Source organism: Qipengyuania psychrotolerans, from assembly GCF_019711355.1.
Taxonomy (GTDB): domain Bacteria; phylum Pseudomonadota; class Alphaproteobacteria; order Sphingomonadales; family Sphingomonadaceae; genus Qipengyuania; species Qipengyuania psychrotolerans.
In genome coordinates, this window is record NZ_CP081297.1 from 2,613,805 (window position 1) to 2,630,061 (window position 16,257).

At 59.3% G+C, this 16,257-nt stretch carries 21 protein-coding genes; 9 read left to right on the forward strand and 12 right to left on the reverse strand.

Features of this window, described 5'->3' with window-relative positions:
- Positions 1–34: 34 nt before the first annotated feature.
- Both K3166_RS12740 and K3166_RS12745 read left to right on the forward strand, forming a co-directional pair.
- Positions 35–2,155 (forward strand): dipeptidyl-peptidase 5, encoded by a 2,121-nt coding sequence (locus K3166_RS12740; RefSeq protein ID WP_221422566.1) that lies wholly within the window; start codon positions 35–37, stop codon positions 2,153–2,155.
- Entirely contained in the window at positions 2,148–2,531 is a 384-nt protein-coding gene (locus K3166_RS12745; RefSeq protein ID WP_221422567.1) for a (2Fe-2S) ferredoxin domain-containing protein, read from the forward strand. Before K3166_RS12740 ends, K3166_RS12745 begins: the two co-directional genes overlap by 8 nt.
- Here the strand turns inward: K3166_RS12745 and K3166_RS12750 are convergent.
- Positions 2,528–2,833 (reverse strand): hypothetical protein, encoded by a 306-nt coding sequence (locus tag K3166_RS12750; RefSeq protein WP_221422568.1) that lies wholly within the window; start codon positions 2,831–2,833, stop codon positions 2,528–2,530. The two genes, K3166_RS12745 and K3166_RS12750, sit on opposite strands and share 4 nt — an antisense overlap.
- 111 nt (positions 2,834–2,944) lie before the next feature.
- Here K3166_RS12750 and K3166_RS12755 point away from each other — a divergent pair, with 111 nt between their 5' ends.
- Genes K3166_RS12755 through xth form a run of 3 tightly spaced genes read left to right on the forward strand, consistent with a single transcriptional unit; the run spans position 2,945 to position 4,561 of the window.
- Entirely contained in the window at positions 2,945–3,376 is a 432-nt protein-coding gene (locus K3166_RS12755) for a CBS domain-containing protein (RefSeq protein ID WP_221422569.1), read from the forward strand.
- A 31-nt stretch (positions 3,377–3,407) separates the two neighbouring features.
- Positions 3,408–3,737: a HesB/IscA family protein gene (locus K3166_RS12760; protein ID WP_221422570.1), complete on the forward strand. Its 330-nt coding sequence runs from the start codon at positions 3,408–3,410 to the stop codon at positions 3,735–3,737.
- Positions 3,738–3,775: 38 nt separating this feature from the next.
- Entirely contained in the window at positions 3,776–4,561 is a 786-nt protein-coding gene (xth, locus tag K3166_RS12765) for an exodeoxyribonuclease III (RefSeq protein ID WP_221422571.1), read from the forward strand.
- Positions 4,562–4,631: 70 nt separating this feature from the next.
- Here xth and K3166_RS12770 read toward each other — a convergent pair whose 3' ends face one another.
- From K3166_RS12770 to K3166_RS12810, 9 genes are all read right to left on the reverse strand, one after another.
- Positions 4,632–5,285 (reverse strand): cell wall hydrolase, encoded by a 654-nt coding sequence (locus tag K3166_RS12770; RefSeq protein ID WP_247714656.1) that lies wholly within the window; start codon positions 5,283–5,285, stop codon positions 4,632–4,634.
- Positions 5,286–5,484: 199 nt separating this feature from the next.
- Positions 5,485–5,823, reverse strand: a complete 339-nt coding sequence (locus K3166_RS12775) for a DUF1491 family protein (RefSeq protein ID WP_221422572.1) — start codon at positions 5,821–5,823, stop codon at positions 5,485–5,487.
- 8 nt (positions 5,824–5,831) lie between these two features.
- Complete coding sequence (locus tag K3166_RS12780) at positions 5,832–6,290, reverse strand: PaaI family thioesterase (RefSeq protein ID WP_221422573.1); 459 nt, start codon at positions 6,288–6,290, stop codon at positions 5,832–5,834.
- Positions 6,291–6,302: 12 nt separating this feature from the next.
- Complete coding sequence (gene hpf, locus K3166_RS12785; RefSeq protein ID WP_221422574.1) at positions 6,303–6,872, reverse strand: ribosome hibernation-promoting factor, HPF/YfiA family; 570 nt, start codon at positions 6,870–6,872, stop codon at positions 6,303–6,305.
- 69 nt (positions 6,873–6,941) lie between these two features.
- Positions 6,942–7,628 carry a DNA polymerase III subunit epsilon gene (gene dnaQ, locus K3166_RS12790; protein ID WP_221422575.1) on the reverse strand — a complete coding sequence of 229 codons (687 nt, stop codon included), beginning with the start codon at positions 7,626–7,628 and terminating at the stop codon, positions 6,942–6,944.
- 41 nt (positions 7,629–7,669) lie between these two features.
- Positions 7,670–8,272, reverse strand: coding sequence for a dephospho-CoA kinase (gene coaE / locus K3166_RS12795; RefSeq protein ID WP_221422576.1), 603 nt, complete (start codon positions 8,270–8,272; stop codon positions 7,670–7,672).
- A complete protein-coding gene (locus K3166_RS12800) occupies positions 8,269–9,135 on the reverse strand; it encodes a shikimate dehydrogenase family protein (protein WP_247714657.1) in 867 nt (288 codons plus the stop codon). The genes coaE and K3166_RS12800 overlap by 4 nt, the downstream gene beginning before the upstream one ends.
- Positions 9,132–9,728 (reverse strand): Maf family protein, encoded by a 597-nt coding sequence (locus K3166_RS12805; protein ID WP_221422577.1) that lies wholly within the window; start codon positions 9,726–9,728, stop codon positions 9,132–9,134. The genes K3166_RS12800 and K3166_RS12805 overlap by 4 nt, the downstream gene beginning before the upstream one ends.
- Positions 9,725–10,615, reverse strand: a complete 891-nt coding sequence (locus K3166_RS12810) for a pyruvate, water dikinase regulatory protein (protein ID WP_425594567.1) — start codon at positions 10,613–10,615, stop codon at positions 9,725–9,727. Before K3166_RS12810 ends, K3166_RS12805 begins: the two co-directional genes overlap by 4 nt.
- Before the next feature lie 277 nt (positions 10,616–10,892).
- Between K3166_RS12810 and hemE the strand changes: the two genes are divergently transcribed.
- The 4 genes from hemE to K3166_RS12830 all read left to right on the forward strand — a co-directional run bounded on the left by hemE (position 10,893) and on the right by K3166_RS12830 (position 14,255).
- Positions 10,893–11,918 (forward strand): uroporphyrinogen decarboxylase, encoded by a 1,026-nt coding sequence (gene hemE, locus K3166_RS12815; protein ID WP_221422578.1) that lies wholly within the window; start codon positions 10,893–10,895, stop codon positions 11,916–11,918.
- Positions 11,919–11,949: 31 nt separating this feature from the next.
- Positions 11,950–12,393, forward strand: a complete 444-nt coding sequence (locus K3166_RS12820) for a CopD family protein (protein ID WP_221424124.1) — start codon at positions 11,950–11,952, stop codon at positions 12,391–12,393.
- Positions 12,394–12,557: 164 nt separating this feature from the next.
- Positions 12,558–13,823, forward strand: coding sequence for a transcription termination factor Rho (gene rho, locus K3166_RS12825; protein ID WP_221422579.1), 1,266 nt, complete (start codon positions 12,558–12,560; stop codon positions 13,821–13,823).
- A gap of 45 nt (positions 13,824–13,868) precedes the next feature.
- Complete coding sequence (locus tag K3166_RS12830; RefSeq protein WP_221422580.1) at positions 13,869–14,255, forward strand: BLUF domain-containing protein; 387 nt, start codon at positions 13,869–13,871, stop codon at positions 14,253–14,255.
- 11 nt (positions 14,256–14,266) lie between these two features.
- On the opposite strand, the gene K3166_RS12835 is transcribed toward K3166_RS12830, so the two are convergent.
- Together K3166_RS12835 and K3166_RS12840 are read right to left on the reverse strand one after the other, a co-directional pair.
- Positions 14,267–14,668: a nuclear transport factor 2 family protein gene (locus tag K3166_RS12835; RefSeq protein WP_221422581.1), complete on the reverse strand. Its 402-nt coding sequence runs from the start codon at positions 14,666–14,668 to the stop codon at positions 14,267–14,269.
- A complete protein-coding gene (locus tag K3166_RS12840) occupies positions 14,668–16,254 on the reverse strand; it encodes an FMN-binding glutamate synthase family protein (RefSeq protein WP_221422582.1) in 1,587 nt (528 codons plus the stop codon). Before K3166_RS12840 ends, K3166_RS12835 begins: the two co-directional genes overlap by 1 nt.
- Positions 16,255–16,257 lie beyond the last annotated feature (3 nt).

Consider the following 16,257-nt stretch of genomic DNA (forward strand, 5'->3'; position numbering starts at 1 on the left):
CCTTGGCCTGAATGCCGCGCTACATACCGCGGCCATGACATCACCTATCCGGGCCGCACTCCCGCTCGCCAGCGCATTTGCGCTACTCTCCACGCCGCTTGCCGCGCAGACAGAACGCGCGCCAATGAGCGCGCAGGATCTCGTCACCATGCCGCGCCTCGGCAGCCCGGCGGTCAATCCCGAAGGCACTGCTGCGGTCTACTCGGTAACTTTCACGGACCCTGAAAGTTACGAGCGCAGCAGCAAGATGTACCTGCGATCGCTCGACGATATCGAAAGCGCTCCAATCACGCTTGATCTGGAGGGATCATCGGCCAGCTTCGGAGGTGACGGCTGGCTCTACTTCCTCGCTGATGGTGAAGGCGAAGATGCGCAAAGCCAGGTCTGGCGCGCGCGCATTGGCGGTGATGGTTCGGTATCCGGGAAATCGCAGGTTACCGCCCTTCCCCGCGCAGTCCATGGTTTCAGCGTAGCGCGCGGCGGCGGCAGCATCGCAATCTGGACCGACATTGCGCGCAGTTGCATTCGCATCGATTGTGACGACAGCGCGAAAGCCTATCTGCCGGGACCGGGCGACGGACGCCTCTACGAAGGCGACGCAGGCCTCTACCGCCACTGGGACACTTGGGAGACGCCCGGCACGCTGAGCCGCGTTTTCACCTTTCCCATCGAAAACGGCATCGCCTCCGGCAATGGAACACCTGTCGATGGCCCGCTGAGTGCTGGCGGCCCGAATGGCGATACGCCGACCATGCCGTTCGGCGGGGGCGAGGATGTCGCTTGGGCACCCGACGGAAGCGGGGTCTATTTCACGGCGCGCGAAGCCGGACCGAGCGAGCCTTACTCGACCAACCTCGACATCTGGTTCTCGGACCTTTCGGGCAAAGCGCCGGTCAACCTGACGGCAGGCAATGAAGCGCTGGATGCACTTCCGACCCCGTCGCCCGATGGCCAGTATCTCGCTTATGTCGCGATGGCCCGCCCGACTTTCGAAGCAGACCGCCAGGTGGTTATGCTGAGGGATCTGACGTCCGGCGTGACGACTGCCCTGACATCGGAGTTCGATCGCAGCTTCAGCAGCCTCCAGTGGACGCCCGATTCGCGCTGGCTGGTGGCGGGCGCGCAGGACGTGCTCGACACCCCGCTATTTCGCATTGATCCGCGCAACGGGAATGTCGAACGGTTGGACCTCATGGCCGGCAACGAAGCCAATATCGGGGGCGTCACGGCGCTGCATGATGGCGGCCTGGTGTTCACGCGCAATTCCATCGGCGCACCGTCGGAAATGTATCTCGCACGCGATTGGGGCCAGGCAAAACCGCTCACGCAAGTCGCCGCGCAGCACATGGGCAAGCTCGCGCCCGTTGTAGTGGAGAGGTTCAGCTTCGAAGGAGCGGACGGAGATACCGTCTGGGGGCAGATCACCAAGCTGGATGGTCAGACCGGCCCCATGCCAGCCATTCTCTATGTCCACGGCGGCCCGCAAGGTTCATTTAATGATGGTTGGTCCAGCCGCTGGAACCCCCGTGTTGTCGCCAGCCAGGGCTATGCCGTGATCTCGGTCGATTTTCATGGATCGACGGGATACGGGCAAGAGTTCACCGACAGTATCCGCAACGACTGGGGCGGCAAGCCGCTGGTCGATCTGCAACTCGGCCTGGAAGCCGCGCTTGCACGCGACAGCCAGATTGATGGCACCCGGACTTGTGCAATGGGTGCAAGCTACGGCGGCTACATGATGAACTGGATCGCCGGGCAGTGGCCTGACCGCTTCGATTGCCTGGTGCAGCATGACGGCCTGTTCGACATGCGCAGCTTCTATTACACGACCGAGGAGCTGTGGTTTCCCAAGTGGGAATTCGGGGGCAGCTATGCCGAGAACAGCGCCGCTTACGAACGCTGGAATCCGGTGAATCATGTCGACAAGTGGCAGGCACCCATGCTGGTGATCACTGGTGAAAAGGACTTCCGCGTCCCCTATACGCAAGGCCTCGCCAGCTTCACCGCGCTGCAGGAACGTCAGATCCCCAGCCAGCTGCTCGTCTTCCCCGAAGAGAACCACTGGGTGCTCAACCCGAAAAACTCGCTGCAGTGGCATAACACGGTTTTTGCGTGGCTCGACCGCTGGCTCAAGCCGGAAGCGCCGGGTGAGTAAGCCGGAGAAGGAACTCGAAAAGGCGCGCAAGGCGTTTGCCAAGATTGGCGCCGGTTCGGTTGAACGCCAGATCTTCCTTTGCGCAGTCAGCGAGAAACAGAAATGTTGCTCCCGCGACGAAGGCAAGGCGGCCTGGAATTACCTCAAGAAGAGGATGAAGGAACTCGGCCTCGTCGGGCGCGAGGCAAAGGTCCAGCGCAGCAAGGCGGATTGCCTGCAAATCTGCGCGAAGGGCCCCATCGCAGTCGTGTGGCCCGAAAACGTCTGGTATCACTCATGCAATGAGGAAGTTCTGGAGGCCATCATTCAGCGGCATCTGATTGGCGGCGTTCCGGTCGAAGAATACCGGCTGAGCGCGCCAGAGGACGCGATCTAGCTTCCGTCCTTGTCGCGCCAGCTGTCGCCGGTCGGGTCTTCGACCGATTCGTCATGACCCGTTCCCGATGACAGGAACACCAGGCCCATCAATGCGCCGGCCAGCAGCATGACGAAACCTATGCCAAGCGCGGTCGCGATATAATAATGGATCGAAGCGGCAATGCCCTGCTTGTAAAGCAGTGCCATCGCGATCGCGACGATGCCCACTGTAAGCAGGAACAGAAATCGCATTATTCGCCGGAACCGAGCCCACGCAAAGGCGGCTTGTTCTGGATCGTCGAGTGGCGATTTTTTGGTCATGACGCCCTCATTGGCGATTGCGCGGTGGCTATTCAACGGACCATTTCACCACCGACTCGCATTTCTGCGCGAAAAATGGCATCCTGACGTCAGTTTTTCGAGGAGACGCGCGTGAATATCGGCACACTCATCCAAAACCGGGCCAGTTCGGACATCATCTCGGTCGATGGGGATCTGAACGTACGCGATGCAGTAAGGCTGCTTGCGGACAAGCGGATCGGTGCCATGCCCGTGATGCAGCATGGCCGTGTCGTGGGGATCTTTTCCGAGCGCGACGTGATCCACCGCTTGGCCGAGGAGGGGCAAAGTTGCCTCAACCACACGATCAGCGAAGTGATGACCTCACCTGCTATCACGGTGGAGCGCTCGACATTGGTTGATGATGCCCTCGAACTGATGACGCGGCGGCGCATTCGCCATCTTCCAGTCGTCGAGAACGACGCCATGTGCGGCTTCGTTTCCATCGGTGACCTCGTCAAATCGTGTCTCGACGAAGTGCAGCACGAAGCAGAAGCGCTGCGCGAATACATCACGCACGCTTGAGCCTCGGGGCCGGGCTCACTACATAAGGCTCATGGCCGAAATGCTCACCCTCACCCCGTCCGCTGCCGCACGCGTGGCTGCGATTGCTGCAAAGCAGGCCAAGCCAGCAGTTCTACGGCTTTCCGTCGAAGGGGGCGGGTGCTCTGGCTTCCAGTACAAATTCGATCTGGCAGATGGGCCCGAGGCCGACGACAGCGTCAGCGAAACGGATGGTGTGAGCCTGGTGGTCGATCCGATCAGCCTCGATCTGGTTGCCGGTAGCAAGGTTGATTTCGTGGAATCGCTTGGCGGTGCTGCGTTCAAGGTGGAAAATCCGCAAGCTGCCGCTGGATGCGGATGCGGTTCAAGCTTCGGCATTTAGGTTAGACCCGCGCACCTGTTTCGGGCATCAGTCAGCCCATGCGTATCGCCAGCTTCAACATCAACGGTATCAAAGCCCGCCTTCCCCGCCTCAAGGAGTGGCTCGAGGAAACCCGTCCAACCGTCGCCTGCCTGCAGGAAATCAAGACGATGGACGAAGGCTTTCCCGCCGAAGAGCTGGAGGAAATCGGCTACCACTCGATCTGGCACGGGCAGAAGAGCTTCAATGGCGTCGCGATCCTGGCTGACGGGGTGAAACCTGTCGAAATTCAGCGCGGCCTCGGTATCGATGGCCCCAAGGAAGGCGAGGGCGAACAGTCCCGCTATCTGGAAGCAGACGTGAACGGCGTGCGGATCTGCAATCTCTACCTGCCGAACGGCAATCCGCACCCCGGGCCCAAGTTTGATTACAAGCTGGCGTGGATGGCGAAGCTGCGCGACCGGATGCGCACAGTGTGGGAAGAAGAGGTTCCCGCGGTCGTTCTTGGCGATTTCAACGTCATTCCGGAAGACAAGGATGTCTGGTCGCCCAAAGCCATGGCTTCGGACGCGCTCATGCAGCCCGAATCGCGTGATGCGTACAAGCGGATGCTGGGTGATGGCTGGACCGACGCCATCGATACGCTCAATCCGCGTGGCGGAGTGTGGACATATTGGGATTACCAGGCCGGCGCGTGGCAGCGTGATCACGGCTTCAGGATCGATCACCTCCTGTTGTCGCCCGAATTGGCCGATCGCATGGAAGCCGCCGGGGTCGACAAGGAATATCGCGGCCGGGAGAAAGCCAGCGACCATTCGCCGGTCTGGGTCCAAGTTCGCGATTAACCCGGAAATGAAAAAGGGCCGCCACGCGTGATGCGCGGCAGCCCTTCCCTAAATCTCTGGAAGCCGGCGCTCAGCGATAAAAGATGTGAGTCTTGATCGTTGCGCGGGCAGTCTTGCGTTTGGCCCAGCTGGGGCGAACGTAATTGGCGTGGAAGTACAGCGAATCGTCAGCTTCGCTTTCCCACATGCCCTGGTGGGCAATGCGGGCGATCGACTTCGCGCGTTTCCATGCAGCCGAGCCTTGCTTGATCTGCGGCATGGAGCCGCCGCGAACGAAGCTGAACTGGGCACGCTGGTAAACAACACCGCAGTAGCTCGAGGGGAACTGGCGCGATTCGCTGCGATTGATGACCACTTGCGCAACCGCGAGCTGGCCTTCGAGCGGCTCGCCGCGGGCTTCGAAATAGATGGCACCGGCGAGGCAGCGCATTTCCTCTGACAGTTTACCTGACGAAGGGACGGATTGGACGAGCTGGTGCAGGGTTTCCGCCTGCGGAGCATCGACGAGAATTTCTTGATCGGATTCCGGCTCGGCCGGAACTTCCTGAACCACTTCGCCTTCGACGAAAACCGGCACGACCTCATCGGTCAGGGCGGTTTCGGAGACGATGGATTCTGCGTTCGCTTCGGCAGCGAAGGCAGTGGCGCCGGTTTCTTCTAAACCGGCAAAGCTTGCAACAAGCATCACGGCAGCTGCCGCGGTGGCAATATAAGTCTTTCGCATTTTTCCGAGTGACTAAGCGGTGAGCTCACTGTCGCAGGTCGGTATCCGTGGTGCATTACCTGCACCGTAACTATGGATCGTTTGCGTACCTGCCGCTTGCTCCCCGTCTGCGTGCTAGCTTGCTGACCCCATTGTCATCCAAAGCCGCCTACGCATCGAAGCTGAGGGGCCAGATAGTCACATTTGAAACCTTGTCAAGTTAACGGGGAACCATTTCGACGAAGCGTTCCATTTCGGGGCCATCCAGTTCCAAAATCCAAAGATCAGGGTCCTGTTCGCCTCTCCGGCGCACATAATCATCGAATTCGTGTTTTTTTTCAGGGTCTTGCATCCTGGTGCAGACGAAGCGGCGACTGCCGTCCAACTGGGGCATTCGCTCCCAGAGCATTGTATTTTTGCCACTTTGCGTGGTTAATACGGCCAAGGTTCCAGCGTCGCGTTCCCCCTTGTGCAACACGGTTGCGAACCCGCCTGCGGCCTGGACAATGCGGATCAGGCCGGAAACTTCGAGGTGGGTGGGGAGCCGCGCGTCTTCCATATCGCTGTTCAGCCTGAATATCCGTCCAGGCCTGAAAGGGGGATGTGCGACTTCATGAAGGTGCCCGTTCCGCGGCCGATTTCGTCGCCTTCCTCGTCAATCAATCGGGATTCGGCGACGAACACCCGCCGCTTGCCGCTGACCCAGCGCCCCTCGGCGACGACCTTGCCCTCACGTACGGGCTTGGTGAAGTGGAGGTTGAATGAGGTGGTCAGCAGGAAGCGGTCGGTCACAAGCGTATTCGCCGCGTAAAATGCCGCATCGTCGAGCATCTTGAAATAAATCGTTCCGTGCGCCGCCCCCGCAGCATGGTACACCGATTCGGTCACATCGAAAGTGATCCGCGAACGCCCCTCGCCGGTTATCTCAAGCTTCGATGCAAACACTGCGTTTATCGGAGCGCTCGCATATAACCCCTCCAGCGCGTGCCAATGCCGCCGCTGGCCGCTATCCGACGAATCTGCCATTTTCTTCCCAGCCTAGCGCGGCTCGACCCAGCCGATCGAACCGTCAGGGCGGCGATAGACCATATTGTGCACTTCGGTCGCACCGTTCTTGAACAGCAGGGCGGTGGTGTTCTGCAGATCCAGCAGCATGACCGCATCTGCGACCGAGCATTCCGGGATCATGGCGCTGGTTTCCGCGATTACCGGCGGGCTATCTTCGGTGATTTCTTCTTCGGTGTCCGGCTCTGGCGCGGCGAAAATGGTGTAGGCCGCTTCCTCTTCGCGCATGGCGTGCTGGGCTTGTTCGTGACGGTCCTTGATCCGCCGCTTGTAGCGCCGCAACTGCTTCTCGATCTTGCCAGCTGCCTGGTCGAACGCCTGGTGCACATCATGCGCCTCGGCGTGTCCCTTCAGGATGAGTCCCTGCATGACATGGGTCACGATATCCGAGGAGAACGCCCCACCCGCCGCCTTTCCGAAAGTGATATGCGAGGAGATCGCGCGACTGAAATGTTTGTCGACGATGCCCTGCATGCGGTCTTCGACATGCGACTGCAGCGCAGCCCCGGTGTCGATCTGATGGCCTGAGACGCGGATATCCATATGCTTATTCTCCTTTATCGCACCCAGACGATCCCTGATCCGGCCCCGTCCGCCGGACTTGACGTTGACCTATCCCCAAAGAGGGTTTTCGATCCCGGTCATGAATTTCCTGTGCCGCGCAAGTTCGTCCTCGCTCGGCGCATGATGGCGCGGCTCCCGCCGGGGGCGGTCCGGTGCCTGGCGCACCGCAACCACGTCCTCCTGCGCCGCCTTCGCGCGTTCTGCCGCAAGTTCGAGACCGATCTGGCGGCCGCCCTTGAGTTCGACATATACCTGCGCGAGCAATTCGGCGTCGAGCAGGGCACCGTGCTTTACCCGGTGGCTGCGGTCGATCCCGTAGCGCGAGCAAAGTGCATCGAGCGACAGTTTCGCGCCGGGGTGCCTTTTCTTGGCAAGGGCGACGGTATCGACCATTCTGCTGGTGCAAATCGCTTCACGTTCGCAAATGGCGAGCTCGGCATTGAGAAAGCCGAAGTCGAAGCCTGCGTTGTGCGCGACAAGGGGCGAATCGCCGATAAAATCCAGCAGTTCGTGCGCTGTATTACGGAACAGTGGCTTGTCAGAAAGAAACGCTGCTGAAAGGCCGTGCACCGCTTCTGCGCCGGCAGGCATGTCTCTTTCCGGATTGTAGTAAGCGTGGAACACCTCTCCTGTAGGGACGAGGTTGAACATTTCGACGCAGCCTATTTCAACCATCCGGTCACCCTTCTTGGGGTCCAGTCCGGTTGTTTCGGTATCAAAAACGATCTCACGCATTGAGCGGAGTATCGGACTCGTGCTGGCGGATTACAAGCGATTTAGCTGCGGCCCTGATCACGGAGGTGGTCAATCAGAGTACGAACCGATGCTTCCGTCTCGGCGAGGGGAGTGCCGGTATCGATTACGTAATCGGCCCGTTCGCGCTTTTCCGCATCGGGAACCTGCAGCGTGAGGATGTGGGCGAATTTGTCTGGAGTCATACCCGGACGGGCGAGCACGCGCTCACGCTGGGTTTGTGCTGGTGCCGACACCACGACGACCACATCGACCGCTTCGTGGCCGCCCTTTTCGAACAGTAGCGGAATGTCGAACACCACCATGTCCTGGCCTGCATGCTCGATCAGGAATGCACCGCGCCGCTTGGCGACTGCAGGGTGAACAATGGCCTCGAGCCGGCCGAGAGCTTCCGGGTCGCCGAACACTTGCTGCCCCAACGCATCGCGAAGGACGCCTTCATCGCCGGTACTGCCCGGAAATTCAGCTTCGATGGCCGGCACCAGTTCTCCGCCCGGTCCCTGCATGGCGCGCACTTCCTTGTCCGCGTCGAATACCGGCACTCCGGCACGTTCGAACATGTCCGCGACTGTGCTCTTGCCCATGCCGATCGATCCGGTGAGGCCAATGAGGAGCGGGCGGGTCATGCAGCCAGCCGTTCACGCAGTTCGGCGTCGAACTTGCGGGGCGGTTCGTTTCCGAAGAAATGGGTGAATGCTGCGGCAGCTTGGCCAATCAACATGGAAAGCCCATCAATCGTTTCAAAACCTGCTGCGCGGGCGTTCTTCAGGAAATCGGTATCGATCGGGTCGGTAACGATGTCATAAGCGATGGATCCGGGCGGGGCATGGCTCCAGTCGAAGGTAAGGGGAGGTTGGCCGCGCATACCGAGCGGCGATGCGTTGATGACGAGATCGCAGCAGCCTTCACGGTCATCGAAGCCGAAATCGGTTCGCTCAGCGAAATGTTCGAGCGGGGCCACGTGGTGTTGACCTCCTGAATCAAGTTCAGCCAGAAGTTGAGCGGCCTTTTCCGGATCCCGGCCTGCCAGAACGATTGTGAAACCCTCTTTCGCCAAGCCTGCCACGATCGCACGCGCTGCGCCGCCGGTCCCCAAAACCCTCGCCATCCGGAAATAATGCGACCCCGAAAGCTGCCCTGCGAGCGGCTCCAGAAAGCCGGCGACATCGGTGTTGCGGCCAACCAGCTTGCCGTCCTTGGCACGAACAACGGTGTTGACCGCTCCCACCTTGCGCGCAAGCGGCTCCAACCGGTCGAGATGTTCCATGATGGCCTGCTTGTGCGGCATGGTGACATTGCACCCTCGCCAAGCCTCATCACTGCGGCGCTGCGCCAGGTAATCGGCCAATCCTGCTGGCTCGACATGCTTCGCCCGGTAGCTTGCATCCAATCCCAGTTTCTCGATCCAGAAGCCATGGATCGCCGGAGATTTTGATTGGCTGATGGGATCGCCGATGACTTCTGCGTAAGGTGTCACGTCAGATGTCACAAGGGCAGGGCGCCTTCGTCGCGCAGCGCGTCAAGCACCTGCAACAACGGCATTCCAAGCACGGTGAACTGATCACCCATGATGCTGTCAAACAATTGCACGCCGGGACCTTCGATCCGGAAAACACCGACACAATAGGAAACCTCGGGCCATTCGGCATCGAGATAGGCCTCGATGAATTCGCTCGAAAGCTCCCGCACTCGCAGGCGCGCAAAGTCAGACCCCATCCAGACGATCTTGCCCCTTCGCGCCAAGGCCGCGGCACTGTGCAGCGTCATGACCTTGCCCGAAAAGAAACGCAGGTGTTCCGCCGCCTGCTCCCGTGATGCCGGCTTGTCGAAGCGGCGTCCGCCTACTTCCACCAGCGAATCGCTGCCGAGCACGAGCTCATCGGCATCCAACGATGTCGCCTTAGCCGCCGCCAAGGCTTGCGCAATTTCAGCAGGTTCGGCGTCTTGCATTTCTGCTTCCAGGGCGCGCTCGTCGACATCTCCGGCGCGCGCAGTGAAGTTTACACCGGCGGCCTCCAGCATTGCCTTGCGAGACGCCGAATTGGAGGCGAGGATAATCCCGGTTCCGCCAATCGCGCTCATATCGCTTTCACCCCTTCGAAATCTCCACCGGACCCTATGCTGCGTTCACCGCACAGGCGAATAATTGCCGCAGCGGTTTCCTCAATCGAGCGGCGTGTCACGTCGATTACCGGCCAGCCATTGTCGGCAAACATGCGCCGCGCAAAAGCCACTTCGGATTTGACGCGCTCATTATCGATATAATCGGTCTTCGATTGTTCGTTGAGCGTCAGCAAGCGATTGCGCCTGATTTGAACAAGCCGCTCGGGTGCAGTCGTCAGCCCCACAATCAGCGGTTTCTTCAATTCGAACAGCTTCTGCGGCGGCGGACTTTCGACCACGAGGGGGATGTTCGCAACCTTGTACCCGCGGTTTGCAAGATAGATGCTGGTTGGCGTTTTCGAGCTGCGGGAAACACCTGCCAGGACAATGTCGGCTTCTTCCCAATTGTCCCAGCCGATCCCGTCATCATGGGCGATCGTGAACTGGATCGCCTCAACGCGCTCGAAATAGGCCTTGTCCATCTGATGCTGGCGGCCGGGACGTCCGTGCGCCTCTTGTCCCAGAGCCTGTTCCAAGGCCGCGGTCACGCGGTCGAGAATGGGCACAGCCGGTAGACCGTTTTGTGAACAGACTTCTTCCAGACGGGCGCGCGCTTCAGGATTGACCAGGGTAAACAGGACCAGGCCGGGATTGGCTTTGAGCTCTGGCACGATCCGGTCGAGATGCTGGCGCGAACGCACCATGGGCCAGAAATGGCGCACGACATCGGCATCGTCGAACTGGGCAAGCGCTGCCTTGGCGAGCATTTCCAGCGTTTCACCAGTGGAATCGGACAGGAGGTGGAGGTGGATACGGTCGGCGATGATGGTCACTTTCGGCCTGTGGAGAAGCACCGGATAAACCACGGCACAAGTCTGCCGACAAGTTCGGGGATGAATTCCCTCCCCACTACGAGTCATGTTCAGGGGCGATTCCCGCACAGCAAACTCTTTTTATGCGCAGGCTGATAACAAGCGGGATAAGTTTGACTCGACTCAAGCAGCTTGGCGAGTCGCAATCCGGCCTGCGGTCTTTTCTACGCGGGAGAAATGTTGCAGGGGACACTTGTGCCCGATTTCCACAGGGCCAACAGACTCCATCATCACTTATAATAATACTTATATATTGGATTAGACTCTCTCGATGCCTGGTCTCCTGCTCGATACTCTGAACGGAAAGCGCGCTGACAGCGTGCCGCTTTGGCTCATGCGGCAAGCGGGTCGATACCTTCCGGAATACCGCGAACTCAGGGCGCAAAAGGGCGGATTTCTCGCGATGGCCTATGATAGCGAGGCTGCCTGTGAGATTACCTTGCAGCCCATCGACCGGTTCGGTTTCGACGGGGCTATCCTGTTTTCCGATATCCTGATCGTCCCGCATGCACTCGGCCAGCATCTCGAGTTCCTGGCGGGCGAGGGGCCGAAGCTGTCTCCGCCCCTGGTGGATGCTGCACTCGAAAGTCTGACCAAGGACCCCACGCGGTACGATCCGATTTACGAAACCGTGCGCCTGTGCCGCGGCCGTCTTCCGGAAGGTGTGACGATGCTCGGCTTTGCGGGAAGCCCGTGGACCGTGGCGACTTACATGGTGGCAGGCGAGGGTAGCCGGGACCAGCATGATGCGCGGGCTTTGGCTTACCGCGATCCACGTAAATTGCAGGCGATCATCGATGCAATCACGCATGAAACGATCGAATATCTTTGCGGCCAGATCGAAGCAGGCGCCGAAGCAGTGCAGCTGTTCGACAGTTGGTCAGGCAGCTTGGCGCCCGATCAGTTCGAACGCTGGGTCATCGCCCCCAATGCGAAGATCGTCGCAGCCCTGGCTTCGCGGCATCCCGAAACTCCCGTAATCGGCTTCCCGAAGGGTGCCGGTGAGAAACTGCCGGCCTATGCCCGCGAAACGGGTGTGAAGGCTGTCGGAGTGGATGAAACGCTTGATCCGGTCTGGGTAGCTCGCGAATTACCGGCCGGTATGGCCGTACAGGGCAATCTGGACCCGCTTCTGCTGCTTTCAGGTAGTCCAGCCCTCGAACCCCGCATCAACGCAATCCTCGAGGCTTTTTCAGACCGGCCGCATGTATTCAATCTGGGCCACGGGATCGACCGCCGCACGCCAATCGAAAATGTTGAGCGGCTGATTGCGGCTGTTCGCGGATGGCGGGGGTGACGAAGCCCGCCGCACTCACTACATCACTTGCATGCAGGATATTCTTGCGATGACCTATCTCTGGCTCAAGGCCGGGCACATTATCTTCATGGTCTTCTGGCTGGCGGGGCTGTTCATGCTGCCGCGCCAGATGATCTATTGCCATACTGCCGCGCCCGGTTCGGGCGAAGAAGCGACATGGGCCAGGCGCATGGGTTTGCTGCGCAAGATCATTTTGACTCCAAGCCTGATCGTTGTCTGGGTTCTCGGGCTCGCGCTTGCATCAAGCATCGCGGCTTTCGACCAGGGCTGGTTCCACGCCAAGCTGCTCTTCGTGCTGCTGCTGACAGGCTTCCACGGTTACATGGTGGCCAAGTCGAAAAAGATGAGTTCCGGCGAGCGGCCACTGAGCGAAAAGCAATTGCGGCTGTTTGGCGAGGTGCCGGGCATCCTGCTGGCAATTATCGTCGTTCTGGTAATCGTAAAGCCGTTCTGACAGCCTGCCAGCATGGCGCGTTTGCAGATTGACGGCGCGCCGCGCTAGGCTTATCTCCAGCTCCATCTCCGGCAACAGGCACTGCAATACAGGCGGTGCCGGGTCCGCTTTCCCCAAGCCCATACCGACCCGCCGGCCATTCCAAATATTCGAGTACAAAACTTATGCATCTCAAAGATCTCAAAGAAAAACCGCCCGCTGACCTCGTGGCAATGGCCGAGGAACTGGGCGTCGAAGGCGCTTCCACCATGCGCCGGCAGGACCTGATGTTCTGCATCTTGCGCGAACTGGCGGAAGACGAAGAATACGACGAAAAGATCATGGGCATCGGCACGATCGAAGTGCTGCAGGATGGCTTCGGCTTCCTGCGCAGCCCCGAAGCTAACTACCTTGCCGGCCCGGACGATATCTACGTCTCGCCGAACCAGGTCCGCAAAGCCGGCCTGCGCACAGGCGACACGGTCGAGGGCGAAATCCGCGCACCACGGGAAGGCGAGCGTTATTTTGCGCTGACCAAGCTGACTAGCGTGAATTTCGAAGATCCGGACCAGGTTCGCCAGCGTACCAATTTCGACAATCTCACGCCGCTTTACCCGGAAGAGAAACTCACGCTCGATACTCTTGATCCCACGGTCAAGGACAAGTCGGCCCGCGTGATCGATATCATCTCGCCGCAGGGCAAGGGACAGCGCGCACTGATCGTTGCGCCGCCGCGCACCGGTAAAACCGTACTGCTGCAGAATATTGCCAAGGCGATCACCGACAATCATCCTGAGGTGTTCCTGCTGGTTCTGCTCGTCGACGAGCGTCCCGAGGAAGTCACCGACATGCAGCGCAGCGTGAAGGGCGAGGTCATCTCCTCCACTTTCGACGAACCTGCCAATCGCCACGTCCAGGTTGCCGAAATGGTGATCGAAAAGGCCAAGCGCCTTGTCGAGCACAAGCGCGACGTCGTGATCCTGCTCGATTCCATCACCCGCCTCGGCCGCGCCTACAACACCGTGGTGCCAAGCTCGGGCAAGGTGCTTACCGGCGGTGTTGATGCCAACGCACTTCAGCGTCCCAAACGCTTCTTTGGTGCGGCTCGTAACATCGAGGAGGGCGGATCGCTCTCGATCATTGCAACAGCCCTGATCGATACCGGCAGCCGCATGGACGAAGTCATCTTCGAAGAATTCAAGGGCACGGGTAACAGCGAAATCGTCCTTGATCGCAAGGTCGCCGACAAGCGCATCTTCCCGGCTCTGGATGTTGGCAAGTCCGGCACCCGCAAGGAAGAGTTGCTGGTCGAAAAGGACAAGCTGTCCAAGATGTGGGTCCTGCGCCGTATCCTCATGCAGATGGGTACGATCGACGCGATGGAATTCCTGCTCGACAAGATGAAGGATTCCAAGACCAACGAAGACTTCTTCGCCAATATGAACCAGTAACAGGAGGCGCCCCGGCGGGCGGCCCAGCTCGCCGGGAGGGATCTCATGCAACGTGTTGTCTACAGCAGTGTGGCCGCAAAAGGCACTACATCAGCCGATGTGTTCAAGATCATCGAAACTTCGGCGCGGAATAATCCCGAGCGTCGGATCACAGGTTTTCTGATCTACGACAGCGATCGGTTCCTCCAGCTGGTCGAGGGCCCGGTCCTGTCATTGCAGGCCCTTCTCGAAACGCTAGACGATGATGACAGACATCATTCGATCGAAATATTGCATCGCGGAAATGCGGACGAGCGGTGGTTCCCCGACTGGGGGATGAAACGCTTGATCAACTTCACGGGAGAGCCGGCCTTGGACGAAATCAGAGCGGTGCTGAACTTAAAAGAGGGCGGCGATCCGATTTACCAGATCGTGAGGGAATTCCTGTCCTAAGTAATTAAAGGTTAAGGTTGTTTATCTGCCTCAAGCTGCGCAGCCATCATTTCCCAGACCTTGTTGACCGCCTTGAGCGGTCTGACCATGACCTTGAAGTCCGCAATCATACCGTCCTCGTCAAAACGGATCAGGTCGATGCCATTTACCTGGATGCCGTCCATCTGGGTCTGGAATTCCAGCATGGCATTTTCACCGTCGACCAATTCGCGGACATAGCTGAAGCTGTCGTTGCCCAGGGTTTGTCCGGCTGCTGACAAATAGGCGACGACGAGGTCGCAACCTGTTTGCGGCGTATGTACTACTGGCGAATGGAACACCGCGTCTTTGCGGATGATCGCAGCCAGATCCCCGGGCTTCGAGCCCCCGTCCATAACCCGGTGCCAATTGGCCAAACCCTTTGCAGCGTTCATCAATGCCTCCTGAAGCTATCTGCCCGCGCGGCTTCCCAATGCCGGGCAAGCGGGGTTGATGAAGGTTTGTCGAGCAGAACCCCTGGTTCCGCAAAATAATAGATCTTGTCGAACGCGTCGGATCGCGCCCCGTTGATACGCTCGCGCATATCCAGCGGTTTCATCTCCCATGGGCTATCGAGCCCCATGGCGATTGTGATCTCCCGCAACGAATTGAGGGTTTGTCGTTGGAAGCGAGCAACCCGCGGTGCCTTGTCCTCGACGATAAGGCCCTGCTGGCGCCATTCTTCTTGGGTAGCCACCCCGGTGGGGCAGGTACCCTTGTGGCAATTCATCGACTGCACACAGCCGAGCGAGAACATGAAAGGTCGTGCAGCATTGCACCAGTCGGCACCAAGCGCGAAGCTCTTTGCCATCTGGGCGCCTGAGTGGATTTTGCCTGAAGTGGCGATCTTTACCTTCTCACGCATATTTGTGCCGACAAGCATGTTCCGCACGAATATCTGCCCTTCGCGCAGCGGCATGCCGACAGAGTTGCTGAGCTCCAGCGGAGCCGCACCAGTGCCGCCTTCTGCGCCGTCGACAGTGATGAAATCGGGGTGAAGGCCAGTTTCCAGCATCGCCTTCCCGAGGGCGAATATCTCGTGCGGCAAGCCCACGCACAGCTTTATCCCGACCGGTTTACTGCCTGAAAGCTCACGCAGTTTTGTCACGAATTCTAGTAGCTCGATGGGCGTGTCGAATTCCGGATGATTGGCTGGCGAAGTGACCGTCTCTCCAACCGGGACACCGCGAGCTTCGGCAATTTCTTCGGTAACCTTGCGTCCGGGGAGCACGCCGCCGTGACCAGGCTTGGCACCTTGGCTTAGCTTCAGTTCGATCATCTTCACCTGATCGCTCGATGCGTTTTCGCGAAATTGGTCCGGATCGAACCGGCCATTTTCCTTTCTCGCGCCAAAGTATCCGCTGCCCAGCTCCCAGATCAGATCGCCGCCGGGTTTACGGTGGTATTTGCTGATCGAGCCTTCGCCCGTGTTGTGGGCGAAATTCCCTTGTTTCGCACCAGCATTGAGCGCCTCGATCGCCCGGGCGGACAGCGAACCGAAGCTCATGGCCGAAATATTTAGCAGGGCCGACGAATATGGCTTCTGGCATGTAGTCTGCCCGACGGTGACCCGCCATTCATCGGGCGCGTTCTTCGATGGAGCGATGGAGTGGCCGACCCATTCGTATTCGTCGGAATAAACGTCGAGCTCGGTCCCCATGGGGTGCGAATCCAGGTCGCCTTTCGCACGTGCATAGACCAGAGAGCGTGCCTGATGGCTGAATGGCCTGCCCTCAAGATCATTCTCGACGATGTAGGATTGCGCAAACGGGCGCAAATCTTCCATGATCCAGCGGATCCGTCCAACGAGCGGGTAATTACGCCTAAGTGTATGCTTTTCCTGCGAGAAATCCCATGTCGCAATGAGCAAGGCGGGCACGAGTAGCCACAGCATCCACCTCGCCGGTTCCCATACAGCCGCAATGGCCACCAGCACATACAGGATGACCGGTACGACATACCGGAAAGGCAGTTTTTCCATCTG